General features: G+C 66.2%; 21 protein-coding genes. 7 read left to right on the top strand and 14 right to left on the bottom strand.

Going from position 1 to position 23973, the window contains the following annotated elements; all coding sequences use genetic code 11:
* Positions 1-9: 9 nt before the first annotated feature.
* Positions 10-1038 (top strand): ribose-phosphate pyrophosphokinase, encoded by a 1029-nt coding sequence (locus ABD923_RS01540; RefSeq protein ID WP_259547063.1) that lies wholly within the window; start codon positions 10-12, stop codon positions 1036-1038.
* 18 nt (positions 1039-1056) lie between these two features.
* On the opposite strand, the gene ABD923_RS01535 is transcribed toward ABD923_RS01540, so the two are convergent.
* The 6 genes from ABD923_RS01535 to ABD923_RS01510 form a co-directional block, all read right to left on the bottom strand.
* Positions 1057-1407 carry an H-type lectin domain-containing protein gene (locus ABD923_RS01535; RefSeq protein WP_259547064.1) on the bottom strand — a complete coding sequence of 117 codons (351 nt, stop codon included), beginning with the start codon at positions 1405-1407 and terminating at the stop codon, positions 1057-1059.
* Positions 1408-1552: 145 nt separating this feature from the next.
* Positions 1553-1969 (bottom strand): F0F1 ATP synthase subunit epsilon, encoded by a 417-nt coding sequence (locus ABD923_RS01530; protein ID WP_259547065.1) that lies wholly within the window; start codon positions 1967-1969, stop codon positions 1553-1555.
* Between the two features lie 63 nt (positions 1970-2032).
* Complete coding sequence (gene atpD, locus ABD923_RS01525; protein WP_222189029.1) at positions 2033-3457, bottom strand: F0F1 ATP synthase subunit beta; 1425 nt, start codon at positions 3455-3457, stop codon at positions 2033-2035.
* A 19-nt stretch (positions 3458-3476) separates the two neighbouring features.
* Positions 3477-4358: a F0F1 ATP synthase subunit gamma gene (locus tag ABD923_RS01520; RefSeq protein ID WP_222189031.1), complete on the bottom strand. Its 882-nt coding sequence runs from the start codon at positions 4356-4358 to the stop codon at positions 3477-3479.
* Positions 4359-4388: 30 nt separating this feature from the next.
* On the bottom strand, positions 4389-5927 hold the full coding sequence (gene atpA, locus ABD923_RS01515; protein ID WP_222189033.1) for a F0F1 ATP synthase subunit alpha: 1539 nt from the start codon (positions 5925-5927) through the stop codon (positions 4389-4391).
* A complete protein-coding gene (locus ABD923_RS01510) occupies positions 5928-6488 on the bottom strand; it encodes a F0F1 ATP synthase subunit delta (protein ID WP_259547068.1) in 561 nt (186 codons plus the stop codon).
* A 470-nt stretch (positions 6489-6958) separates the two neighbouring features.
* On the opposite strand from ABD923_RS01510, the gene ABD923_RS01505 reads away from it, so the two are divergent.
* Entirely contained in the window at positions 6959-7630 is a 672-nt protein-coding gene (locus ABD923_RS01505) for a hypothetical protein (protein ID WP_345229392.1), read from the top strand.
* Positions 7631-7639: 9 nt separating this feature from the next.
* Here ABD923_RS01505 and ABD923_RS01500 read toward each other — a convergent pair whose 3' ends face one another.
* Positions 7640-8398 (bottom strand): class I SAM-dependent methyltransferase, encoded by a 759-nt coding sequence (locus tag ABD923_RS01500; protein ID WP_259547070.1) that lies wholly within the window; start codon positions 8396-8398, stop codon positions 7640-7642.
* Positions 8399-8490: 92 nt separating this feature from the next.
* Between ABD923_RS01500 and gloB the strand changes: the two genes are divergently transcribed.
* The 3 genes from gloB to ABD923_RS01485 all read left to right on the top strand — a co-directional run bounded on the left by gloB (position 8491) and on the right by ABD923_RS01485 (position 12800).
* Positions 8491-9258 carry a hydroxyacylglutathione hydrolase gene (gene gloB, locus ABD923_RS01495; RefSeq protein WP_259547446.1) on the top strand — a complete coding sequence of 256 codons (768 nt, stop codon included), beginning with the start codon at positions 8491-8493 and terminating at the stop codon, positions 9256-9258.
* Positions 9259-9495: 237 nt separating this feature from the next.
* A complete protein-coding gene (gene clpA / locus ABD923_RS01490; protein WP_259547071.1) occupies positions 9496-11832 on the top strand; it encodes an ATP-dependent Clp protease ATP-binding subunit ClpA in 2337 nt (778 codons plus the stop codon).
* Positions 11829-12800, top strand: a complete 972-nt coding sequence (locus ABD923_RS01485) for a M23 family metallopeptidase (protein ID WP_259547072.1) — start codon at positions 11829-11831, stop codon at positions 12798-12800. The genes clpA and ABD923_RS01485 overlap by 4 nt, the downstream gene beginning before the upstream one ends.
* Here the strand turns inward: ABD923_RS01485 and ABD923_RS01480 are convergent.
* From ABD923_RS01480 to ABD923_RS01470, 3 genes are all read right to left on the bottom strand, one after another.
* On the bottom strand, positions 12797-14881 hold the full coding sequence (locus ABD923_RS01480; protein WP_345229391.1) for a peptidoglycan -binding protein: 2085 nt from the start codon (positions 14879-14881) through the stop codon (positions 12797-12799). The genes ABD923_RS01485 and ABD923_RS01480 overlap by 4 nt on opposite strands.
* Positions 14882-14887: 6 nt before the next feature.
* Positions 14888-16132, bottom strand: a complete 1245-nt coding sequence (locus ABD923_RS01475; RefSeq protein ID WP_222189049.1) for a hypothetical protein — start codon at positions 16130-16132, stop codon at positions 14888-14890.
* An 80-nt stretch (positions 16133-16212) separates the two neighbouring features.
* Complete coding sequence (locus ABD923_RS01470) at positions 16213-16770, bottom strand: gamma-glutamylcyclotransferase (RefSeq protein ID WP_259547075.1); 558 nt, start codon at positions 16768-16770, stop codon at positions 16213-16215.
* A gap of 69 nt (positions 16771-16839) precedes the next feature.
* Between ABD923_RS01470 and ABD923_RS01465 the strand changes: the two genes are divergently transcribed.
* Positions 16840-17841 carry a DUF2125 domain-containing protein gene (locus tag ABD923_RS01465; protein ID WP_259547077.1) on the top strand — a complete coding sequence of 334 codons (1002 nt, stop codon included), beginning with the start codon at positions 16840-16842 and terminating at the stop codon, positions 17839-17841.
* A gap of 85 nt (positions 17842-17926) precedes the next feature.
* Here the strand turns inward: ABD923_RS01465 and ABD923_RS01460 are convergent, their stop codons facing one another.
* The 4 genes from ABD923_RS01460 to ABD923_RS01445 form a co-directional block, all read right to left on the bottom strand.
* Positions 17927-18901 carry an extensin-like domain-containing protein gene (locus tag ABD923_RS01460; protein WP_259547079.1) on the bottom strand — a complete coding sequence of 325 codons (975 nt, stop codon included), beginning with the start codon at positions 18899-18901 and terminating at the stop codon, positions 17927-17929.
* On the bottom strand, positions 18898-19842 hold the full coding sequence (locus ABD923_RS01455) for a prephenate/arogenate dehydrogenase family protein (protein WP_259547080.1): 945 nt from the start codon (positions 19840-19842) through the stop codon (positions 18898-18900). Before ABD923_RS01455 ends, ABD923_RS01460 begins: the two co-directional genes overlap by 4 nt.
* A complete protein-coding gene (gene hisC, locus ABD923_RS01450) occupies positions 19839-20924 on the bottom strand; it encodes a histidinol-phosphate transaminase (RefSeq protein ID WP_259547081.1) in 1086 nt (361 codons plus the stop codon). Before hisC ends, ABD923_RS01455 begins: the two co-directional genes overlap by 4 nt.
* Positions 20925-20991: 67 nt before the next feature.
* A complete protein-coding gene (locus ABD923_RS01445; RefSeq protein WP_259547082.1) occupies positions 20992-23184 on the bottom strand; it encodes a primosomal protein N' in 2193 nt (730 codons plus the stop codon).
* A 75-nt stretch (positions 23185-23259) separates the two neighbouring features.
* Here ABD923_RS01445 and fsa point away from each other — a divergent pair, with 75 nt between their 5' ends.
* Positions 23260-23913, top strand: a complete 654-nt coding sequence (fsa, locus tag ABD923_RS01440) for a fructose-6-phosphate aldolase (protein ID WP_259547083.1) — start codon at positions 23260-23262, stop codon at positions 23911-23913.
* Positions 23914-23973 lie beyond the last annotated feature (60 nt).

Here is a 23973-nt window from a genome sequence, read left to right as displayed (position 1 = left end):
GCTGCCGCCATGCCTTCGACCGAACCCAAGCTCATTTCCGGAAACGCCAACCGGCCCCTGGCCGAAGCCATCGCGCGCCGCATGTCCATGCATCGCGGCATGCAGGTGGGCCTTGTCGACGCCCGCGTCGAACGCTTCAACGACCAGGAGATCTTCGTAGAGGTCTACGAGAACGTCCGTGGCGAAGACATGTTCATCATCCAGCCGACCTCGAAACCGGCGAATGACAACCTGATGGAACTCCTGATCATGGCCGATGCGCTGCGCCGCTCCTCGGCTGCGCGCGTCACTGCCGTGATCCCCTATTTCGGCTACGCCCGGCAGGATCGCCGCACCAAGGCGCGCACGCCCATTTCGGCCAAGCTGGTGTCGAACCTCATCACCCATGGCGGGGTCGAGCGGGTCCTGACGATGGACCTGCACGCCGCCCAGATCCAGGGCTTCTTCGACATCCCCGTCGACAACCTCTATGCCAGCCCGATTTTCGCGCTCGACATCCTGCACCAGATGGACGGCGACATGTCCGACGTGATGGTCATTTCGCCCGACGTCGGCGGTGTGAGCCGCGCGCGTGAACTGGCCACCCGGATCGGCGCGCCCCTCGCCATCGTGGACAAGCGCCGGGAGAAGGCCGGCGAAGTCGCGGGCATGACCGTGATCGGCGAGGTGACCGACAAGAAATGCATTATCGTCGATGACATCTGCGACACCGCCGGCACGCTCTGCAAAGCCGCCGACGTGCTGATGGAGGCCGGCGCGACCGAGGTGCACGCCTATACCACGCATGGCGTTCTGTCGGGTCCGGCGGTCGATCGCATCTCGAAATCGGTGCTTAAATCCATGGTCATCACCGACACGATCGAAGCGCCCGAGCCGGTCAAGACCTGCGCAAATATCCGCATTGTGCCCACCGCGCCCATGCTGGCGCAGGCCATCGTCAACATCTGGTCGGGCACCAGCGTCTCGTCGCTGTTCGATACCGCCAGCCTTGTGCCGATTTACGAGGGTCTCTACCCGCGGGGCATGTGGGGCCGCTGAGCGCGCGGCTCTACCGCGTCACTCGACATCCCAGACCTCGTCATCGGCAAGTTCGCCGATGGCCAGCCAATCGGCGCGCACGCGTGCGATGCGGCTGTCTCCCCATGTGCGGAACACCAGATCGAACCCTTCGGGCGTGATATTCTCGGCGCGCAGGTCGGCGCGCTGGTTCATCTGGCCTTCGGTGTCCCACATGCCCATCGCGACATGAACGACGGGCGGTGTTCTGAAACTGTCGTCGAACCGGATGTCGATACGCGCCTCGCGCGGGCCTTCGCCGGACCACATCGGCCCGTCATGCTCGAAATCGCTGAACATGATCGTTGAGCCCTGTTCAAGGCCCACAAGATGGCTTTTGAGGCGTTTCATGATCGGTGCGACCCCTCCCCCATCGGTACAGGGAACACGATTCCGCGGACAGGATTTGGGCAAAACCTAGGGTTTTCGCGGGCCGGGACAAAGAAAAACCCCGCCCACGATGCGTGGACGGGGCCCGTCAAATCCTGTCGCGCGATCACGCGTTGATGTGATCGCCCAAGGCCACCATGTCCGACAGAAGCTTGGCCGCGTCGTCGACGGGGCCCGGCTCGTTCTGGAAGGTGTCTTTCGCCTTTTCATGGGCCGCGCGGAACTCTTCCACGAGGCTTTCGTGCGTTTCGCGATCCAGCTCACCCTTCGGCAGGGCGCGTTCGGCCAGCACCGTGACGGCCTTGCCCGAGATGTCGGCGAACCCGCCCAGCACGATATATTCATCGGTGCCCGAGGCATGGGTCACGGACAGCACGCCGGGCCGCAACGTGGTGATGGTCGGCGCATGATCGGCCATCGCGGTCATGTCGCCGTCAGCGCCCGGGATGCGCACCTCGGAGGCCTCGACGGACGCAAGGCGCCGCTCCGGGCTGACGAGATCGAATTGCATCATCTCTGCCATGATGTCCTCCGTTCAGGACCCGTTGACGCGGGGACGCGGCAGGCGCCCCCGCACGGGGTTTGATCAGGCAGCCTCGGCGGCCAGTTTCTCGGCCTTCGCGATCACCTCGTCGATGCCGCCGACCATGTAGAAGGCCGCTTCGGGCAGGTGGTCGTATTCGCCGGCCACAACCGCCTTGAACGAGCGGATCGTGTCCTCGAGCGGGACCTGAACGCCATCCGAACCGGTGAAGACCTTGGCCACGTCGAAAGGCTGCGAGAGGAAGCGCTGGATCTTCCGGGCGCGGGCAACGGTCAGCTTGTCCTCTTCCGACAGTTCGTCCATCCCGAGGATCGCGATGATGTCCTGCAGCGACTTGTAGCGCTGGAGGATCCCCTGCACGTCACGGGCGACCTGGTAATGCTCTTCGCCGAGAATCTGCGGATCCATCAGGCGCGAGGAGCTGTCGAGCGGGTCGACGGCCGGGTAGATGCCCAGCTCCGAGATGGCGCGCGACAGAACGGTCGTGGCGTCGAGGTGGGCGAAGGTCGTGGCCGGGGCCGGGTCGGTCAGGTCGTCCGCGGGAACGTAGACGGCCTGGATCGACGTGATCGAGCCCTGCTTAGTCGAAGTGATGCGTTCCTGCATCTGGCCCATGTCGGTGGCCAGCGTCGGCTGGTAGCCCACGGCCGAGGGGATACGACCCAGAAGCGCCGACACCTCGGAGCCCGCCTGCGTGAAGCGGAAGATGTTGTCGACGAAGAACAGAACGTCGGTCCCGGACTGGTCGCGGAACTGCTCGGCCAGCGTCAGGCCGGTCAGGGCGACGCGGGCACGGGCCCCCGGAGGCTCGTTCATCTGGCCGTAAACCAGGGCCACCTGGCTTTCTGTCAGGTTGTCGGGCTTGATGACGTTGGATTCGATCATCTCGTGGTAAAGGTCGTTCCCCTCGCGGGTCCGTTCCCCCACCCCGGCGAACACCGAGTAGCCCGAGTGCACCTTGGCGATGTTGTTGATCAGTTCCATGATGAGAACCGTCTTGCCCACGCCGGCGCCGCCGAACAGGCCGATCTTGCCGCCCTTGGCGTAGGGGGCCAGCAGGTCGACGACCTTGATGCCGGTCACGAGGATCTCGGACTCGGTCGACTGGTCGTTGAACTCGGGCGCGGGCTGGTGGATCGCGCGATGCTCGTCGGCCTCGACCGGGCCGCCTTCGTCCACGGGCTCGCCCACGACGTTCAGGATGCGGCCGAGCGTGGCGTTGCCCACGGGCACGGTGATCGGTGCGCCGGTGTCGCTGACTTCCTGACCGCGGACAAGGCCCTCGGTCGCGTCCATTGCGATGGTGCGCACGGTGTTCTCGCCGAGGTGCTGCGCAACCTCCAGAACCAGACGCTTGCCCCCGTTGTCGCATTCGAGCGCGTTGAGGATCTCGGGCAGGTGTCCGTCGAATTGCACGTCAACGACAGCGCCGATGACCTGCGTGATTTTCCCGGTTTTTGTAGCCATGTGTCGTATCTCCGGTGACTTAGAGCGCCTCGGCGCCCGAGATGATTTCGATCAGCTCGTTGGTGATGACGGCCTGACGCGACCGGTTATACTGGATCGTCAGGTTCTCGATCATCTCGCCCGCGTTGCGCGTGGCGTTGTCCATCGCGCTCATCCGTGCGCCCTGTTCGGACGCCGCGTTTTCGAGCAGTGCGGTGAAGATCTGGGTTGCCACACCGCGCGGCAGCAGGTCTTCGAGAACGGCCTCTTCCGAGGGTTCGTAATCGTAGAGCGTCCCGGTCTCCTCGGCGCCATCCTCGGCATCGTCGAAGCTGGCGGGAATGACCTGCTGTTCGGTCGGGATCTGGCTGATCACCGACTGGAAGCGGTTGTAGTAGATCGTCGCGACGTCGAACTCGCCGGCATCGAACCGGTCGAGCAGGTTCGCGGCGATCTCGGCGGCGTTGGCATAGCCGATCCGCTTGACCTCGCTTAGATCGACATGGCCGACGAACAGGTCGGCATGGTCGCGCTTGAGCTGCTCACGGCCCTTCTTGCCGACGGTCAGGATCTTGATCGTCTTGCCGGCGGCCCGCAGGCTGTCGATGCGCTGGCGCGCCTTGCGCACGATGGTCGAGTTGAAACCACCGCACAGGCCACGCTCGGCCGTCATCACGACCAGCAGATGCACGTCATCCTTGCCCGTCCCCGACAGAAGGCGGGGCGCGCTTTCGGATGCGCCGACCGAGCGGGCGAGACCGCTCATGACGGTCTCCATCTTCTCGGCATAGGGGCGCGCCATCTCCGCCGCGTCCTGCGCCCGGCGCAGTTTCGCTGCGGCGACCATTTGCATCGCCTTGGTGATCTTGCGGGTCGATTTGACCGACTCGATCCGGTTCTTCAGGTCCTTAAGGCTCGGCATGTGCCTTTACCTCTCTCGATCGGTTCCGGATCAGGCGAAGTCGGCGGCGAATTCGTCGATCGCGGCCTTCAGCTTGTCGGCGGCATCGCCCTTGATCTTCGGATCCTCGTTCGTGATCCAGTCCAGCACGTCCTGCTTTTTCGACCGCATGAAGGTCAGCAGCGCTTTCTCGAAGCGGCCCACGTCCGAGACGGGCAGGTTGTCGAGATAGCCGTTGGTGCCGGCGAAGATCACGCAGACGATTTCCGCGTTGGTCAGCGGCGAATACTGCGCCTGCTTCATCAGCTCGGTCAGGCGCGCACCGCGGTTCAGCAGACGCTGGGTTGCGGCGTCGAGGTCCGAGCCGAACTGCGCGAAGGCCGCCATCTCGCGATACTGGGCCAGCGACAGTTTCACCGGGCCGGCAACCGAGGACATCGCCTTGGTCTGGGCCGAGGACCCCACGCGCGACACCGACAGACCGGTGTTCACGGCGGGGCGGATGCCCTGGTAGAACAGCTCGGTTTCCAGGAAGATCTGGCCGTCGGTGATCGAGATCACGTTGGTCGGAATAAAGGCAGACACGTCGCCGCCCTGGGTTTCGATGACGGGCAGCGCGGTCAGCGATCCGGCGCCGTTATCTTCGTTCAGCTTGGCCGAACGCTCCAGCAGGCGGGAGTGCAGGTAGAACACGTCACCCGGGTAGGCTTCACGCCCCGGCGGACGGCGCAGCAGCAGGGACATCTGGCGATAGGCCACGGCCTGCTTGGACAGGTCATCGTAGATGATGAGGGCGTGGCGGCCGTTGTCGCGGAAGTATTCGGCCATTGCCGTCGCGGCGTAGGGGGCCAGGAACTGCATCGGCGCGGGGTCCGACGCGGTGGCGGCCACGACGATGGAATAGGCCATCGCGCCGCTTTCCTCGAGCTTCTTCACGAGCTGCGCCACGGTCGAGCGCTTCTGGCCCACGGCGACATAGACGCAGTAGAGCTTCTTGCTCTCGTCGTCGCCGGCGGCGTCGTTGTAGGATTTCTGGTTCAGGATCGTGTCCAGCGCCACGGCGGTCTTGCCGGTCTGACGGTCGCCGATGATCAGCTCGCGCTGGCCACGGCCGATCGGGATCATGGCGTCGATGGCCTTGAGGCCGGTCGCCATCGGCTCGTGCACCGATTTACGCGGGATGATGCCCGGTGCCTTCACGTCGGCGACGCGACGCTCGGACGCCTCGATCGGGCCCTTGCCGTCCAGCGGGTTGCCAAGGCCGTCGACAACACGACCCAGCAGGCCGTCGCCGGCGGGCACGTCCACGATGGCGTTCGTGCGCTTGACGGTGTCGCCTTCTTTAATGTCGCGGTCCGAGCCGAAGATCACGATACCGACGTTGTCGGCTTCGAGGTTCAGCGCCATCCCCATGATGCCGCCCGGGAACTCGACCATTTCACCGGCCTGAACGTTGTCGAGGCCGTAGACGCGGGCGATACCGTCGCCCACCGAGAGCACGCGCCCCACTTCGGCCACTTCGGCGTCCTGCCCGAAGCTCTTGATCTGGTCCTTGAGGATCGCAGAGATCTCGGCTGCTTGGATACTCATTTATCCGACCTCTTTCATGCTGTTCTGGAGGGTGTTGAGCTTCGAACGGATCGACGTGTCGATCATTTTCGAGCCCACCTTGACGACAAGACCGCCAATGAGGCTTTCATCGACGGTCGTATTCAGTTTCACATCGCGCCCGACGGTTGCCGACAGCGACTTCTGGAGCTTGTCCGACTGCGCCTTGGTCAGCGCCTTGGCCGACACCACGTCTGCGGTGATCTCGCCCTTGTGCTCGGCGATCTTCTCGCGCAGCGCGGCCAGAAGCGCCGGCAGAACGAAGAGGCGGCGCTTTTCGGCCATCAGCTTGAGCGTGTTGCCCGCGATGGGTCCGAGCGACATGGCCTCGACCAGCTTGGCGATGGCCGCCCCGGTTTCGTCGCGCCCGTAGACGGGCGAGGCGATCAGGTCGCGCAGATCGGCGCTTTCGGCCAGTGCCGCATCCAGCGCATCCACATCGGCCTCGAGCTTGTCGAGGGATCCGCCTTCGTCGGCGAGTTCGAACATCGCGGTCGCATAGCGCGCGGCAATGCCGGTCGAGATCGAAGCTGGTTCGCTCACGTCCACCCTTTCACATGGTTGGCCCGGTCGGTGCAGGCAGCACCCCCAGGCGAGTTCGCGTGGCAGACGTGGCGGTCCGCCGTTTCCCCTTAAATCGCGGTGGATGTAGCAGAGCGTTCCTAATGCTGCAACAGCCACGCGGCACCGGCATCAAAACGGAAACTTTAACCTTTTCATGAGCTTACGAAAGAACAGCCGCGATGCGACGGTTTGAAGCCTCAAAAAACTGCGCTTTGACCGCGCCCGGTTCCACGATTCTGAGCGAATTGTTAGCGCCAGCACCGGCAAGCGGACCGGATTGGCACGCTCCGATCACGCCGGAACAGGGAAAGTCGCCCCCCCGGATCGAAAGGCGCATTGCCCAAAGAATGCCTTTTTCTCGGCAGAAACAATCCGTTTCCGGCTATGAAGTTGCCTTGATCGCAATGGAAACAATGCATTGGGCAACGAACAGGCAAAGACGACCCTTCATGCTATCCTATCTTTCCGTATTGGCGCTTTTGGGAACGGCCGGCTGGCTGTTCATGGGCGCGTTCGACACATCGGACGAGACCTCGGATCATGGCCGCGACGGATACGACCCCGACGATCCCGACGCGCCGGAGCACGGCGGAGACCTCCTGTCGATGGAATCCGTGCAGCAAGACATCGTGGATTTCATCGAAACCCATGGCGAGATCGGCGATGCCGTGGTCTCGCTCCAATTGCAGGACGACGAAACAGAAAACGAGAACTGGCCGCAGACGGAAACGGCAAACGGTTTCCGGATGTCCTTGCCGCCGGATGCGCAACTCGACCTGAATATCGAGGACGACGTTGCAGGCCAGGTCTTGCAGGTGGCCGCCAAGTTCGACGCCGCAAGCGGGGCCGAGGACGGGCGCACCGACACCGTCTTCTCGCTGAATTTCTATCTCGCGCCGGGTGACCTCCCGGAAAACGGTGACGATTTCCGCGGGACCGAAGCCGACCTGATCGAGCGATACGGCCTGGAGAAGCTGGGCGAACTGGCCATGGGACGGTTCACCACGGAACCCGCCGACGATGGCGATGGCCTGATCATGACGGAATACTCGCGCCAGACCGAAGAGCCCGAGATTCTCTGCAACCGGCCGATCACCTCGATCGAGGCCACTTTCGTCTGACGCGCGGGTTCAGGCCTTGCTGCGCCCGGTGGCCGCTGCGGGCTGCGGCGTGCCTTCCAGCACGCGCAACGGGCGGCGCACCCGCTCGGCCAGGCCCGGCCCGAGGGGGGCCGGGACGCGTTTCGACGCTTCCAGCAGGATCACTCCCCCTGCCCTGTAGCTCGACAATTGCCCGCCCATGCGCTCCACCATCTCCGCCGAGCGCAACCAGAACCGTTTGTCCGAAGGCGGCGCGAACAGGGCGGCGGCGTGGCGCTCGGGCACGAAATCGTGCCGTTTGAGTTGCGCCTCCAACTGTCCAAGCGAATAGGGGCGACCGAAGCCGAAGGGCGTCGCATCGCGCCGCGCCCACAACCCGCCCCGGTTCGGCACGATGAAAAGCGCCTTGCCGCCCGGGCCCAGGACGCGCGCCGCCTCGTCCAGCAGGGCCGAGGGATGTTCCGAGGTTTCCAGCCCGTGCAGGCAGACGATCTTGTCGGCGCGCCCCGTCTCCAGCGGCCAAAGGCTCTCTCGACACAGGACCGAGACGTTATCCATGCCGGCGGGCCACGGCATCACACCCTGCTCGGCCGGCATCAGGCCGATGACCCGGCGAGCATCGGCGAGGTAGGGCCGCAGCAGCGGCACCGCAAAGCCGAATCCCACCACGGTCTGCCCTTTCGCCTCGGGCCACAGCCCGAGCATCCGGTCGCGGATTGCCTTTTGCGCGGTCCGGCCCAATCTGGTCCGGTAATAGAACTGGCGCAGGTCCAGCACGTCCAGATGCATTGCACTCCCCATTGCTCTGCGCGAGGCTGTCGCTTCTTGTCGCCGTGCCGACCTTACCTACACGATAGGGAATTGCCATGCCCGAGACAGTCCTGAACAGCGAGATCGTCACCATTCCGTGCCTCGAGGACAACTACGCCTTCCTGCTCCACGACACGCGCACGGGGGCCACGGCATTGATCGACGCCCCCGAGGCCGCGCCGATCCGCGAGGCGCTGGAGGCGCGCGGCTGGCATCTGACCGATATCCTGATCACCCATCATCACTGGGATCATGTCGATGGCCTGACGGAATTGCGCACCCATTACGGTGCCAGGGTCTGGGGGGCGGCCGCCGATGCCGAACGCCTGCCGCCGCTGGACCATGCCCTGTCCGAGGGCGACACGGTCACGATCGGCGACCTCGAAGGTCGGGTGATCGACGTCTCCGGCCACACGATCGGGCATATCGCCTACTACTTCCCGACGGCCGGGGCCGTCTTTACCGCCGACAGCCTGATGGCCTTGGGATGTGGCCGGCTGTTCGAGGGCACGGCGGCACAGATGTTCGAAAGCCTGTCGAAGCTCGCCGCGCTGCCGCCCGACACGCTGATCTGCTCCGGCCACGAATACACCCAGTCCAACGCCCGCTTCGCCCTGACCATTGATCCCGAGAACGCGGCGCTTATTTCTAGGGCAGCCAGGATCGACGCGGCACGCGCTGCAGGACAAGCCACGGTGCCGTCGACCCTCGCCGAAGAATGCGCCACGAATCCCTTTCTGCGCGCCGATAAATCCGGAATAGCCGACCGACTGGGCATGGCCCAGGCCGACCCTGTCGCGGTTTTCGCGGAAATTCGGGCTCGAAAGGACCGGTTCTGAAGCTGCCCCGCCCGCCTGCCCTGTGCATCGCGCGATTCACCGCTGCCCGTTCCTTGGGCAGCCATCCGCGACCGATGCGCCGGGTTTCAAGGACTTGTGCATCAGGACCAAAGGAACACAGTCCTTTGAGCAGAAATTCCTTGAAACGCGCCGATAAAAACCAAACCTTAACCTTATGAGGCCATGATCGAGGAACGGCCTAGGCCCCGACTCGATGACACCGAAAGGAGCACGCCTGTGCCATCTTTTTCGAACACCCTAGAGCAGGCCATCCACGCTGCCCTCGCCAACGCGAATGCACGGCGTCACGAGCTTGCAACGCTGGAACATCTTCTTCTCGCGCTGATCGACGAACCCGACGCGCAGAAGGTGATGAAGGCGTGCAGCGTCGATCTCGAAGAGCTGCGCCAGACGCTGGTGCAATTCATCGAGGATGATCTTTCAACCCTCGTCACCGATGTCGAAGGCTCCGAAGCGGTGCCCACCGCCGCCTTCCAGCGTGTGATCCAGCGCGCCGCGATCCATGTCCAGTCCTCGGGCCGGACCGAGGTGACGGGCGCCAACGTCCTTGTCGCCATCTTCGCCGAGCGCGAGTCGAACGCGGCCTATTTCCTGCAGGAACAGGACATGACCCGCTACGACGCGGTCAACTTCATCGCCCATGGCGTGGCCAAGGACCCGTCCTATGGTGAGCAGCGCCCCGTGACCGGCGCCACCGAGGACGAGGACGAAGCAACCTCTGCCGCACAGGCGCAGGCGCCCGAGGGCGAAGGCAAGGAATCGGCGCTGGCGAAATACTGCGTCGACCTGAACGCCAAGGCCGAAAAGGGCGATGTCGATCCGCTGATCGGCCGCGACCACGAGGTCGAACGCTGCATCCAGGTGCTGTGCCGCCGCCGCAAGAACAACCCGCTTCTGGTGGGCGATCCCGGCGTGGGCAAGACCGCCATCGCCGAAGGCCTCGCCAAGAAAATCGTCGAAGGCCAGACGCCCGAGGTGTTGCAGGGCGCCACGATCTACTCACTCGACATGGGCGCGCTTCTGGCCGGCACCCGCTATCGCGGCGATTTCGAGGAACGCCTGAAGGCCGTCGTCAAGGAACTCGAAGATCACCCCGACGCGGTGCTGTTCATCGACGAGATCCACACCGTGATCGGTGCGGGCGCGACCTCGGGCGGGGCGATGGACGCCTCGAACCTGCTGAAGCCCGCGCTTCAGGGCGGCAAGCTGCGTTGCATGGGCTCCACCACCTACAAGGAGTTTCGCCAGCACTTCGAAAAGGACCGCGCGCTCAGCCGCCGGTTCCAGAAGATCGACGTGACCGAGCCCTCGGTCGAGGATGCGGTAAAGATCCTCAAGGGTATCAAGCCCTATTTCGAGGAGCATCACTCGGTCAAATACACCAATGACGCGATCAAGACCGCGGTGGAGCTGTCCGCGCGCTACATCAACGACCGCAAACTGCCCGACAAGGCCATCGACGTGATCGACGAGGCCGGCGCGGCGCAGCATCTTGTGGCGGAATCCAAGCGCCGCAAGTCCATCGGCGCCAAGGAGATCGAGGCCGTCGTGGCCAAGATCGCCCGCATTCCGCCCAAGAACGTCTCGAAGGACGACTCCGAGATGCTCAAGGACCTGGAGAGCACGCTCAAGCGCGTGGTCTTCGGCCAGGATGCCGCCATTGACGCCCTGTCGAGCGCGATCAAGCTGGCCCGCGCGGGCCTGCGCGAACCGGAAAAGCCGATCGGCAACTACCTGTTCGCCGGCCCCACCGGCGTCGGCAAGACCGAGGTCGCCAAGCAATTGGCCGACACGCTCGGGGTCGAGTTGCTGCGGTTCGACATGTCGGAATACATGGAGAAACACGCCGTCAGCCGCCTGATCGGCGCGCCTCCGGGCTATGTCGGCTTCGACCAGGGCGGTCTGCTGACCGATGGCGTGGACCAGCATCCGCATTGCGTGCTGCTGCTCGACGAGATCGAGAAGGCGCATCCGGACGTGTTCAACATCCTGCTGCAGGTCATGGACCACGGCACGCTGACGGATCACAACGGCCGGTCGGTCGATTTCCGCAACGTGATCCTGATCATGACCTCGAACGCGGGCGCCGCGGAACAGGCCAAGGCGGCCATCGGCTTCGGCCGCGACCGCCGCGAGGGTGAAGACACCGCCGCGATCGAGCGGACCTTCACGCCGGAATTCCGCAACCGTCTGGACGCGGTGATCTCCTTCGGCGCGCTGCCGAAAGAGGTGATCCTGCAGGTGGTCGAGAAGTTCGTGCTGCAACTGGAAGCGCAGTTGATGGATCGCAACGTGACCATCGAACTGACCAAGCCCGCTGCCGAATGGCTGGCCGACAAGGGCTATGACGACCGGATGGGCGCCCGCCCGCTTGGCCGCGTGATCCAGGAGCACATCAAGAAGCCGCTGGCCGAGGAACTGCTCTTCGGCAAGCTGGCCAAGGGCGGTGTCGTGAAGGTCGGCGTCAAGGATGGCGAGATCGACCTGCGCATCGAAGAGCCGGGCAATCCGCGCCTGTCTTCGAAAAAGCCGCCGCTTCTCACGGCGGAATGATCCGCACCCGAAAACCTTTCACGGCGGCCCTGACCGGGGCCGCCGTTTTCACATCCGCCGCCTGGGCCGATCCGCCTGCCCTGCTCTTCCCGCTGGATTGCACCCTGGGCGAAACCTGTTTCCTGCAACAATTCATGGACCGCGACCCCGGCCCCGGCTGGCGCGATTTCACCTGCGGACCGGCCAGCTATGACGGCCACACGGGCACGGACATCCGCGTCGCCGATTTCGAGGCGATGGCGACGGGCTGGCCCGTGCGCGCCGCCGCCCCGGGCATCGTGCGCGCCACGCGCGACGGGGTGCCTGATGGCGGGACCGCGGCCGCGCCCGAGGGACAGGGCTGCGGCAACGGGGTGGTGATCGACCACCCAGACGGCTGGCAGACGCAGTACTGCCATCTGGCCCAAGGCTCCATCGCCGTGGCGTCGGGTGATGCGGTCGAGGCCGGAACGCCATTGGGCGAGATCGGTTACTCCGGCAATACAGAGTTTCCGCATCTCGAGTTCCTGTTGCGCCAGAACGGCATACCGGTCGATCCGTTCGACCCCGGCGACCTTGCCACCTGCGGCAACGGCACCGCGGCGCTGTGGTCAGAGCCGGTCCCGGTGCGCGGCGGTGGCCTTCTCTCCATCGGATTTTCGCCAGGCGTGCCGGAGTACGACGCGATCCAGGCGGGCACGGCGGATGCAGAGACGCTGGCCGCTGATGCACCCATCGTGCTGTGGGGGTTCGTACACGGCGGACGGGAGGGGGATGCGCTGCTGTTCCGCATCTTCGGCCCCGATGGCACGGCGATTCACGAGAGCCGCGTGGACCTTGACCGCACCCAGGCCCAGCTTTTTCGCGCCTCCGGGCGGCGGGCCCCGGCAGAGGGCTGGCCCGCAGGCGCCTATTCCGGCGAGGTGACCCTGGTCCGGGGCACGGAGATCCTGCACCAGCGCCGAGAAACGATCCCGGTCAGGCCCTAGCGTTCGGTCAGTTTCAACTCGATGCGGCGGTTCTGCGCCTGCCCGGCATCGGTGGCGTTCGACGCGATGGGGGAATATTCGCCAAAGCCCGTCGCCGCCAGGCGGTTGGGCGGGAAATCCAGCTCCTCGGTCATGAAACGCACCACCGACAAGGCCCGCGCCTGGCTCAATTCCCAATTGTTGGCATAATCGGCATTGGGGCGAAGTTGCTGGTCATCGGTATGGCCATCCACCCGCACGATCCAGTCGATCGAGGGCGGGATCTCATCGGCGATGTCGAGAAGCAGGTCAGCCACGTTCTCAATCTGCGCCAACCCCTCGGGCGACAGGTCGGCCGAGCCGACCTCGAACAGCACCTCGGAGGAAAAGACGAAGCGATCCCCCTCGATCCGCACCCCCTCGCGGCCTTCCAGCAGGTCGCGCAGGCGGCCGAAAAACTCGGACCTGTAGCGTTCCAATTCCTCGGCCTCGGCGGCAAGGCGGGCGGCCTCGGCGGCCTCCAACTCGGCCCGCGCGCTTTCCTCGGCGGCCAGTTGGGCCAGCGCGGTGTTGAGGCGCGACCCAAGCGCCTCGATCTGCACCTGCGCCTCCTCGTCCCGCTCCTGCGCATCGTCCAGCAGGGACTGAAGCGACCCAAGCTGCTGGCGCAGCGCCGCGACCTGTTCATTGAGCAGGGCCACCTGCCGCGCGCTTTCGGCGGACGCGGCCTCGGCTTGCTCCAGTTCAAGATTGGCCTGCGCCAGAAGGGCCGCGCGCTGTTCGGCGGCACTCATGGCGTCACGCATTTCGGCTTCGGCGGCGAGGCGCGCGGCAAGCGCCTCGGACAATTGCGCTTCGAGGTCGGCCAATTCTCCGCCGCCCTCGGCAAGGCGGGTTTCGGCGGCCTCGGCCATCGCCTCGGCATCGGCGATGCGGGCTTCCAATTCCGCCAAACGGGCGGCGGCGCGGGCCTCGGCGGACTCGATCCGCGACAGCGCCAAGGCGAGTTGCGCTTCGAGTTCGGACATTTCGCGGGTTTGGTCGGCGCCTTCGCTTTCCATCCGCGCCAGTTCCGCCTCGGCGGCGGCCAGTTGCTGTTCTAAGGTTGCCACCTCACCCTGCCCCGCCTCGGCCTGGGCAAGGGCGGCGGCCAGCCGGGTTGCCAGATCGTCGCGGTTGGCCTCCGCCGCGGCCAGGAGCGTCAGGGTTTCCTCGGCGCGGCGACGCTGTTCCTCGAGGGCGAGGGTCATGGCGGTCAGTTCGGCCTGCGCGTTTTCCAGCCGCGCGCGCAAGGCCTCGGCGGCAGCGGCCTCGGCAAGCCGCGCGGCCTCTTCCTCGGTCAGGGCCGCCTCGGCGTCGGCAAGGCGTTCACGCAGCGCCTCGGCGGCAGCGAGTTCTTGCAGCCGCGCGGCTTCGGCGGCGTCCAGATCCCCTTCCAGTTCGGCCACGCGAGCCGCTGCGCCCTCGGCCTCGGCCAGCGCGGCAAGGGTTTGGGCGAGCGAGGTTTCGCGGGTCGCGGCCTCGGCCTCCAACTCCGCCACGAGGGATTCGAGCGCCTCGCGGCGGGCGGCGGCAAGGCGGGCCTCTTCGGCGGCGGCGTCGATCTCGGAGCGCGCCTGAGCAAGCGCCAGTTGCAGGGCCTCTGCCTCGGACATGGCCTCCGCCGCTTCGGTCCGCGCCGCATCCCGCGCGAGGGCGAGGTCCCGGTTTTCGGCCAAAAGCGCCGCGACCTGGTCCTCGAAATCCGCGATCCGGGCGGCCTGCGCCTCTGTCTCCGAGGTCAGCGACGCGATCAGCGCCGCCTGTGCGGCGACCTCGTCCTGCGCGGTGGCAAGGTTCCCCGACAAGGTGGCGACCCGGGTTTCCAACCGGTCGGCGCGGCTCGTCTCCAGCCCCAGGGCCTCGGACAACTGATTGAGTTGCGCGTTCAGCGCATTCAACTCGTCATCCTGGTTGGTGATCTCTTCGCGCAGGACATATTGCACGACCATGAAAATGGTCAGCAGGAAGATCATCACCATCAACAGCGCGGTGATCGCATCGACGAAGCCCGGCCAGATCGAACCGGAGAAGCGGTTTCCGGCGCGGCGGTGAAAGGCCATGCTGCCCTACCCCCCGCCGTCCGACGGTGTCTCGCTCGGCTCGGCGCGGCGGGCGGCGGCGGCAACGCGGCGCGGTTGCACCGGCGCGCGGGCGGCTTGGGTCAAGGCGCGCAGGGCATCCGTCAACCCGGCGATATCTTCGCGCAGCAGGCTCACATCCGAAGCGCGCCCCTCGCCCAGTTCCTCGAAGATCTGGAAAAGTTGCACGTCGATGGAGCGCAGCCGCATCCGGCTTTCTTCGTCCAGCCCGTGTTCGGTGGTGGACTGCGCCTCGATCACCTGGGCCAGACGGTCCTGCGCGGCGGCAAGGCGGGCGGCGGCCTCGACCTGCCCGCTGCCCATCTGGTCGGTCAGCGCGCCGAGACGGTCGGACAATTCGGCCAGCCGGGCATCGGTTTCCGCGCGGCGCGTCTCGGATTGCGAGAACAGGCTTTGCAGCGTTTCGATCTGATCGACCATGTGGTCGAGCACGGTGGCAATCGCCCCACGATCCACGCCGCCTTCCCCATCGCCCGAGGAAAAGCTGACCCGTGTGATCGAGGCGAGCCATTCCTCCATCTCGCGGTAAAAGCGGTTCTGCCCATGGCCGGCGAACAGCTCAAGCAGGCCCACAACCAGCGACCCGGCCAGCCCCAGCAGCGAGGACGCGAAGGCCGTGCCCATGCCGCCCAGTTGATCCTCCAACCCGTTCATCAGGCGTCCGAAAACGGCAAGCCCCTCTTCCCCCTCGGTCGGCTGGAGCGAGCGGATGGTCTCGACCACGGCGGGAACCGTGGTGGCAAGACCAAAGAACGTGCCCAGAAGGCCCAGGAAAATCAGCAGGTTCGCGATATATCGCGTGATGTCGCGGCTTTCTTCCATCCGCGCGCCGACCGAGTCGAGAATTGACTTGGACGTGCCGGGCGTGATCTGCATCCGCGATCCACGAAGGCGCAGGATCCCCGTGGCAGCCGCCAGCAGTTGCGGCGGCTTCTCGACCTGGTCCTGCGCGCTGGCGCTCGCGACCTGCTCGATCCACGCGACCGAGGAAAACAGCTGGAACACCTGCCAGAAACAGGCAAGCACGCCCACGACAAAGACAACGCCGATGGTGCCGTTCAGGTAGGGGCTGGACAGGAACACGGGCTGCACCCGCGGCCAGACGAGGACACCGCCCGCGATGACGCAGCCAAGGATCAGCAGCATCAGGACAATCTGACGGGTCGGTCGGATGATACGCGGCGCCGTAGCGCCGTCGGCTCTGCTCGCCATGGCCCTCTCAGCCATTTCTAGGTGTTTTCTGCGCAAACACTACTACCAGTTGCGTCTCATGCCAATGGCAGAGCGCGGGCTTACGCGGTTTTCAGGGCCTGGACACGCTCCACCAGCCAGTCGAGATCGGCATCGGCGAGGCCCAGCTCCCGCAAATGGGCCGCCGTGTTGAACAGGTATTCGTCGTTCGGCCCCCGCCCACCGGTCGCGCCTGCAATGATCTGCGCCTGGTCTTCCAGCGACAGGCTGCCGCGATACTGGTCGTGCGCGGCGTCGATCACGTAGGTCAGAACATCCGCCAGACGCGTTCGGTCGCCATGCAACTCCACCTCCTGCCGGGTTTCCACGTAGGCGGAAGAGATCAATTCCCGGTCGCGCAGGTAGTCGATGGTTTGCGCGGCGTAGCGCGCCTCGACCCGAAAGGCCAAACCATCGCAATGCGCACCCTCGGCGGCGTCGAGCGCAAGCACCAGGCCGGGGTTTTCGACCGTGCCCCGATGGTGGATCGAGGACATGCAGAACGAGCGGTGCCAGTGATGCAGGCGCGCCACCTGCGCCTCGGCCACCGGAAAGCCTGGGTTCCACAGAAGCGACCCGTAGCCGAACACCCACAAATCGCCGTCCATTTCCGTGGTCATCGCCCGTGGCCCTTTTCGTTCGGCCCGGCTATATCCGGTGGCACGGGGCAGGGTGAAGAGGCGAATGCGATGCGACGGCTGATTTCCGGTCTGGTGGTGCTGGCGGCGTTGGCCTCCGGCTGGTGGGCGCTCTACGCGTGGAGCACCGGGAATGTCGTCGCGGCCTGGTTCGCGGACCGGGCCGAGGACGGCTGGCTGGCGAATTACAGCGACGTGTCGGTGGGTGGTTTTCCGGCGCAATTCACTACGCGGATCGAGGGGCTGGAACTGGCAGACCCGGACACGGGCTGGGTCTGGACGGCCCCCACCCTCACGCTCGAACAACGCGTGTTCCGCCCCGACCACCTGCGCGCCATCTGGCCGTCCGAACAGGCCCTCGCCTCCCCTCGGGAACGGCTGACCATCCGGTCCGAGGCCATACGCTCGGACCTCGATGTTCAGCCCGCGGCGCGGTTTGCGCTGGATGCCTCGGACACGGAGTTGCGCGGGGTCGAAATCAGCTCGACCGAAGGCTGGTCGATGCGCCTGCCCGAGGGGCGGCTGACCGGCCAGAGGGTCGAGGGCGAGGATGACACCTACGACGTGGCCTTCCGTGCGAGCGGGCTGGTGCCCCCGGCGCCGATGGCAGCGGTTCTCGACCCGGCGGGCGTGTTGCCCGAGGCCATCGGCGAGGTGGTCTACACCGCCCGCATGGCCTTCGACCGCCCCTGGGACCTGCGCGCGATCGAGGATCGGCGGCCACAGATCACCCGGCTGGACCTCGACGAGGCGGCAGCGAGTTGGGGGGCGATGCTGTTCCGCGCGACGGGGGCATTGGACGTCGACGGCCAGGGCCAACCCGATGGCGAGATCTCCGTACGCGCCGAGAACTGGCGCGCCATGGTGGACCTTGCCGTGAACGCAGGCGCCTTGCCCGAGCAGTTGCAGAGCAGTGTCGAGGGGGTTCTGGGCATGGTCGCGGGCTTGTCGGGCAGCCCTGAAAACATTGACGCGACCCTCGCCTTTCGCGACGGCCGCGTGTTCCTCGGGCCCATTCCCCTCGGCCCCGCACCGCGTCTTGTCCTGCGATGAGCCTTTTCAAAACCCGTCGCAGTCACGGCTTTATTCACAAGCTTATCCACCGGAAACCGGCCTAGGCTATGGTTTCACCCACAACTTAGCGGCAGTAGGACCCGCTACGGTAAGACGCCACGTCGAGATGGAAATGGTCTTGGTGAAAGCGGTCCGAGTTCGGCCCGAGGACGGTGCCGAACGTGCCGCACGCGCCTTGATGCATCGCTTGCAAAAGCGGCCCGGAGCTCCGGTCACGCCAGCCGCCCAACACCGTCAGCTCAGAGCCGTTCGCCAGCCCGATCCCGGCGATGTCGACCGCATTGCCGAGCGCATGTTCGCTGAGCCGCGCCCCGGGTTGCGAGTTCCGCGTCCGGCAGGAATAGGAGGCGATGACCCGGATATTGGCGACGCCGCCGCCGCGACGTCCGACCGTGGGCACGACGCTCTGCTGCACCCAGTCCTGCAAGGCCGTGGCGGTATCGCAATTGATCGTCGCCGGTGTGGTCAAGGGGATCCCGTCAACCGCCCGAAGGCGCACAGGCTCGGCGATCCCACAGCCCGTGATCCGGCCCGTGATCGTCTCCAACCGATCCCCTTCCAGCCCAGCCCGTCCGCAAAGCTGGCCGCGACGGCCCGGCTGCGAGACACGCCCGGGTGTTTGCCGGGTCGCGGCGGCCCGCACGCGGGCCTCCAGTCCTGCCGGACGCAGGACCGGCCGCAGGGACTCGGCCACGGCCAGCGCGGTTGCGCCGGGAACCACGGTGATCCGGCGCGGCGGCAGCAGGGCCGAGAACAGACCGGGGCGGCGGCTCTCCGTCACGATGGCCGGAGTCGCGGCAGGTGCGGTGCCTGCGTCGGGCTGGGCGGTTGGGGCGGCCGGCGCGGCACCGGGGCGCGTGACGGGGCGCAGGGATTGCGACGGCGCCCGCGCGGTCGCGGCGACGACAACCCGCGTCACGGCCGGGGCCGCAGCCTCGCCTCGCATGATCGGGCGCGGGGATCGGTCTGGCGCATCGGCGGCGGCAGTGACCGCGGCAAGGGCAAGCGCCCCGGCCAGGATCGCCGCCCGCCGCTTCACCCCTCGGCCTCTTCCGCCTTGCGCGGCTTGGCGTGGGTGCGGCCGAAATCCGGGGCGTCGGTATCCTGTCCCGCCTCGATGATGCCACGACGGATCGCGCGGGTCCGGGTGAAATAGGCGTGCAGGTGGTCGCCGTCCCCGGTGCGGATCGCGCGTTGCAGGGCGAAAAGCTCTTCGGTGAAGCGCCCGAGGATTTCCAGCGTCGCATCCTTGTTGGACAGGAACACGTCGCGCCACATGGTGGGATCCGAGGCGGCGATACGCGTGAAGTCGCGGAAACCGGCGGCGGAATACTTGATGACCTCGCTATCGGTCACGCGGCGCAGGTCATCGGCCACACCCACCATCGTGTAGGCAATCAGGTGCGGCGTGTGGCTGGTCACGGCAAGGACGAGATCGTGGTGATCGGCGTCCATTTCCTCGACATTGGCGCCGCAGCCTTCCCAGAAGGCACGCAATTTCGCGACGGCCTCGGCATCCGTGCCGGGATCCGGGGTCAGCAGGACGTAACGGTTGTCGAAAAGCTCGGCAAAGCCGGACCGCGGGCCGGAATGCTCGGTCCCGGCCAGCGGGTGGCCGGGCACGAAATGCACCCCCTCGGGCAGATGCGGGGCGATGGCGGCGATCACGTCGCGCTTGACCGAGCCGACATCGGTGATCGTGGCACCGGGGGCGAGATGGGGGGCGATCTCCTCGGTGACGGCCTCCATAGCACCGACGGGCACGGCAAGAACGACCAGATCGGCCCCCTCGACGGCCTCGGCCGCTGTTTCAACGATCCGGTCGCAAAGGCCGATCTCGGCGGCCACCTTGCGCGTCTCGGCGGACCGGGCAGTGCCCACGATTTCGCCCGCCAGCCCCGCGCGGCGCATGGCATGGGCCATGGACCCGGCGATCAGGCCCAGGCCGATCAGCGCGACGCGATTGTAGATCACGCTCATGCCGCCCCCTTGAAGCTGCCCAAGGCATCCAGCACGCGGGTGTTGTCCTCGGGGCGACCAACGGTGATGCGCAGGCATTCCGGCAGGCCATAGCTGCGCGGATGGCGCACGATGATGCCTTGGGTCTTGAGGTGTTCATCGGCGGCGACGGCCTCGGCCTCGTCGGCGAAGCGGGCGAGGACGAAATTGGCGTGACTGTCATCGCAGGCGATGCCCATCTGGCGCAACCCGCCCGTCAGGCGCGCGCGTTCCTCTGCGTTAACGCGGACGCACTCGGCGACCCAGTCGGTGTCGCGCACCGCCGCCTCGGCCCCGGCCAGCGCGATCCCCGACAGGTTGAACGGCCCGCGGATGCGGTTGAGCACGTCGACGATCTCCTGCGGCGCGTAGCCATAGCCGACACGCAACCCGCCCAGCCCATAGGCCTTGGAAAAGGTCCGGGTCATCACGACAGTCTCGCGCGTCTCGACCAGCGATTTGCCACCGTCATAGCCCTCGGCAAACTCGGCATAGGCCCCGTCGAGGATCAGCAGGCAGGTCTCCGGCAACCCCTCGGCCAGCCGCGCCAGATCGGCCATCGGGATCATGGTCGCCGTGGGGTTGGCCGGGTTGGCGATAAAGACCAGACGGGTCTTGTCGGTGGCCATTTCCAGCAGGGCGTCGACATCCACCATGCGGTCACGCTCGGGCGCCACGATGGGGGTCGCCCCGGCAGCCAGCGCGCTGATGCGATACATACCGAAGCCATGCGTGGTGTACAGCACCTCATCCCCCGGCCCGGCATAGGCCTGGCAGAGGAAATGGATGATCTCGTCCGACCCCACGCCGCAGATCACACGGTCGGCGTCCAGACCATGCACCTCGGCAATGGCGGCGCGCAGGGCGGCATGATCGGTCGAGGGGTAGCGATGCGCCTGACCCAACACAGCCTGCATCGCTGCAACGGCGGCGGGCGAGGGCCCGAACGGGTTTTCGTTCGAGCTGAGCTTCAGCGGTTCGGCTTGGCCCTCGATCTCGGACTGCCCGCCCTGGTAAAGGGCGATGTCGAGGATGCCGGGCTGCGGGCGGATCTGCGTGGCCATGTCAAAGTCTCAAGACGCAAGGATTTCGCGGGGTTCTAGCGGGAGTTTGCCCCCATGGGAACCGCTATCAATAGAAGCTTTGCGGGTCGATATCGACCGAGAGACGCAGGTTGGTCGGCAGCTTCACGCCATCGGTCCAGCGCCGGATCGCCCCTTGCAGCGCGACGCCCTTGGGGGCCTTGACCAAAAGGCGCACGCGATGACGCCCGCGCACCCGCGCGATGGGCGCAGGCGCAGGACCGTAGACCACCGCGCCCACAGCCCGCAGCGCGTCGTCATGGCGCGCAAGATGATTGCCCAGATCAAAGGCCGAGGCCGCGTCGGGCGCGCTGATGATGATGCCCGCCAGCCGGCCATAGGGCGGCATGCCCGCCTGCTCGCGCTCCGCCGCCTCGGCCCGCCAGAAGCCTTCCTCGTCGCCCGACAGGATGGCGCGGATGACCGGGTGCTCGGGCTGGAAGGTTTGCAGAAGGGCCACGCCCCGTTTCTCCGCCCGCCCGGCGCGGCCCGCCACCTGCCGCATCAGTTGAAAGGTCCGCTCCGCCGCGCGCAGGTCGCCGCCCTGAAGGCCAAGGTCCGCATCGACCACGCCCACCAGCGTCAGGCGCGGGAAATTGTGCCCCTTGGCCACCAGTTGCGTGCCGATGATGATATCGGTGTCGCCCTGCGCGATCTCTTCGATCTGGGCCTTGAGCGCGCGGGCCGAGCCGAACAGGTCCGAGGACAGGATCGCCAGTTTTGCATCGGGAAAGGCGCGCGCGGCCTCTTCGGCAACGCGCTCGACACCCGGGCCAACGGCGGCCATCTTCCCTTCGACCCCGCAGGAGGGGCAGACCTCGGGCAAGGGTTTCGTCTCGCCGCATTGGTGGCAGACAAGGCGTTTCTGGAACCGGTGCTCGACCATGCGCGCGTCGCAATGATCGCACCCCACCTGCGCCCCGCAGGCCCGGCAGAGCGTCACCGGCGCATAGCCGCGACGGTTCAGGAACAAGAGCGCCTGTTCCCCGTTCTGGATGCGCTTGGCGACCTCGCCCGTCAGACGCGGCGACAACCAGCTTTGCGCGGGCAGATCCTGCGTGCGCATGTCGATGGCGGCCATCTCGGGCAAGACCGCCTCGCCGAAGCGCGCGGTCAGGTCCAGCCGCGCGTATTTCCCCGCCTCGGCATTGGCCCAGCTTTCCAGCGACGGCGTGGCCGAGGCCAGCACCACCTGCGCGTCGTTCAGGCTGGCGCGCAGCACGGCCATGTCGCGGGCGTTGTAAAGCGCGCCTTCCTCCTGCTTGTAAGAACTGTCGTGCTCCTCATCCACGACGATCAGCCCGAGATCGCGATAGGGCAGGAACAGGGCCGAGCGCGCGCCGACGACCAGTTGCGCCGCGCCTTGGCCCACCATCTTCCACGCGCGGCGGCGTTCGGTCATGGTCACGCCGGAATGCCACTCGGCGGGTTTCGCGCCGAAGCGCGCCTCGACCCGGGTCAGGAATTCGCTCGTCAAGGCGATCTCGGGCAGAAGGACCAGCGCCTGCCGCCCCTGCCGCAGGCATTCGGCGACCGCCTCCAGATAGACCTCGGTCTTGCCCGAGCCAGTGACCCCTTTCAGCAGGGTCGTGCCATAGCGCCGGGTGGCCATGCCTTTGCGCAACGCCTCGGCGGCGCTGGCCTGATCCTCGGTCAGGTCCTTGCTGGGCAGGTCGGGGTCCAGCGGCAGATACGGCGTATCGCGGGGCGTGTCGGCCTCTTCGACCACGCCCTGCTTCGCCAGCCCCTTGATGACCGAGGTCGACACGCCCGCAAGGCTGGACAACTCGGAAAGCGTGAAGCCCAAGCCACCGTAGTCCACCAGCGTGTCGATCACGCGCCGCCGCGCGTCGGTCATGCGGTCAGGCTCCCCCTGCCCCAGCCGGTAGATCTTGCGCATCGAGGGCGGGTCGCTCAGGCCCGGCACGCGGGTGGCCAGCCGCAACATCTGGCTGAGCGGGGTCAGCGTGTAGGCCCCGGCCTTTTCAAGGAAGCTGCGCAATTCGCCGCGCATCGGGGCGGCATCGAGCACGCGATTGACCGCGCGCAGCTTGGCCGCGTCGAAATCGCCCGCGCCCTCGCCCCAGACAACGCCCAGCACCTTGCGCGGCCCCAGCGGCACCTCGACGAAGGCGCCCAGCCAGCAGCCGCCCTCGGGCGCGCGATAGTCCAGAACGCGGTCCAGCGGCTCGGGCGTCAGGATGCCGACGCGCGCGCCTTCTTCGAAATACTCCCGGCTCATGCCTTTTCGCTGCCCGACCCTTGCGCTAGAAAGCCGCCAGATGACCATGGCCTGCCCGCGAAAGGAAGCCGAGCGATGAAATTCTTTGTGGATACCGCCGACATCGACGCAATCCGCGACCTGTCCGAGCTGGGGATCGTGGATGGGGTGACGACAAACCCCTCGCTGATCATGAAATCCGGCCGCGACATCAAGGAAGTCACCAAGGAGATCTGCGACCTGGTCGACGGCCCCGTCAGCGCCGAAACCATCGCACTCGATGCCGAAGGCATGGTGGCCGAGGGCCGCGAACTGGCCAAGATCGCCGATAACATCACGATCAAGGTGCCGCTGACCTGGGAAGGCCTGAAGGCCTGCAAGACGCTGACCGGCGAAGGCCGCATGGTCAACGTGACGCTGTGTTTCTCGGCCAACCAGGCGCTTCTGGCCGCCAAGGCGGGCGCGACCTTCATCTCGCCCTTCATCGGTCGCCTCGACGACCTGAACCTCGACGGGATGGATCTGATCGCCGAGATTCGCCAGATCTACGACAATTACGGGTTCGAGACCGAGATCCTCGCCGCCTCGATCCGCAGCGTGAACCACATGAAACAAGCCGCACTGATCGGCGCGGATGTGGCGACGGCCCCCCCGGGCGTCATCAAGTCGATGGCCAGCCACGTGATGACCGACAAGGGCCTGGAAGGCTTCCTCAAGGATTGGGAAAAGACCGGTCAGAAGATCCTCTGATCCCTCGATTGCAGAACGCGAAAGGGCGGCCAACCGGCCGCCCTTTTTTGCATCCGGATC

It is taken from the genome of [Roseibacterium] beibuensis (genome assembly GCF_039542305.1).
Lineage (GTDB): Bacteria > Pseudomonadota > Alphaproteobacteria > Rhodobacterales > Rhodobacteraceae > Roseibacterium > Roseibacterium beibuensis.
This window is presented reverse-complemented; position numbering and strand designations above follow the sequence as displayed.

Excerpts from the sequence above, each read along its gene's own strand:
- ABD923_RS01540 (WP_259547063.1), top strand. The coding sequence starts at position 10 with ATGCCTTCGACCGAACCCAAGCTCATTTCCGGAAACGCCAACCGGCCC.
- ABD923_RS01535 (WP_259547064.1), bottom strand. The coding sequence starts at position 1,407 with ATGAAACGCCTCAAAAGCCATCTTGTGGGCCTTGAACAGGGCTCAACG.
- ABD923_RS01530 (WP_259547065.1), bottom strand. The coding sequence starts at position 1,969 with ATGGCAGAGATGATGCAATTCGATCTCGTCAGCCCGGAGCGGCGCCTT.
- atpD (WP_222189029.1), bottom strand. The coding sequence starts at position 3,457 with ATGGCTACAAAAACCGGGAAAATCACGCAGGTCATCGGCGCTGTCGTT.
- ABD923_RS01520 (WP_222189031.1), bottom strand. The coding sequence starts at position 4,358 with ATGCCGAGCCTTAAGGACCTGAAGAACCGGATCGAGTCGGTCAAATCG.
- atpA (WP_222189033.1), bottom strand. The coding sequence starts at position 5,927 with ATGAGTATCCAAGCAGCCGAGATCTCTGCGATCCTCAAGGACCAGATC.
- ABD923_RS01505 (WP_345229392.1), top strand. The coding sequence starts at position 6,959 with ATGCTATCCTATCTTTCCGTATTGGCGCTTTTGGGAACGGCCGGCTGG.
- ABD923_RS01500 (WP_259547070.1), bottom strand. The coding sequence starts at position 8,398 with ATGCATCTGGACGTGCTGGACCTGCGCCAGTTCTATTACCGGACCAGA.
- ABD923_RS01485 (WP_259547072.1), top strand. The coding sequence starts at position 11,829 with ATGATCCGCACCCGAAAACCTTTCACGGCGGCCCTGACCGGGGCCGCC.
- ABD923_RS01480 (WP_345229391.1), bottom strand. The coding sequence starts at position 14,881 with ATGGCCTTTCACCGCCGCGCCGGAAACCGCTTCTCCGGTTCGATCTGG.
- ABD923_RS01475 (WP_222189049.1), bottom strand. The coding sequence starts at position 16,132 with ATGGCGAGCAGAGCCGACGGCGCTACGGCGCCGCGTATCATCCGACCG.
- ABD923_RS01470 (WP_259547075.1), bottom strand. The coding sequence starts at position 16,770 with ATGACCACGGAAATGGACGGCGATTTGTGGGTGTTCGGCTACGGGTCG.
- ABD923_RS01465 (WP_259547077.1), top strand. The coding sequence starts at position 16,840 with ATGCGACGGCTGATTTCCGGTCTGGTGGTGCTGGCGGCGTTGGCCTCC.
- ABD923_RS01455 (WP_259547080.1), bottom strand. The coding sequence starts at position 19,842 with ATGAGCGTGATCTACAATCGCGTCGCGCTGATCGGCCTGGGCCTGATC.
- hisC (WP_259547081.1), bottom strand. The coding sequence starts at position 20,924 with ATGGCCACGCAGATCCGCCCGCAGCCCGGCATCCTCGACATCGCCCTT.
- ABD923_RS01445 (WP_259547082.1), bottom strand. The coding sequence starts at position 23,184 with ATGAGCCGGGAGTATTTCGAAGAAGGCGCGCGCGTCGGCATCCTGACG.
- fsa (WP_259547083.1), top strand. The coding sequence starts at position 23,260 with ATGAAATTCTTTGTGGATACCGCCGACATCGACGCAATCCGCGACCTG.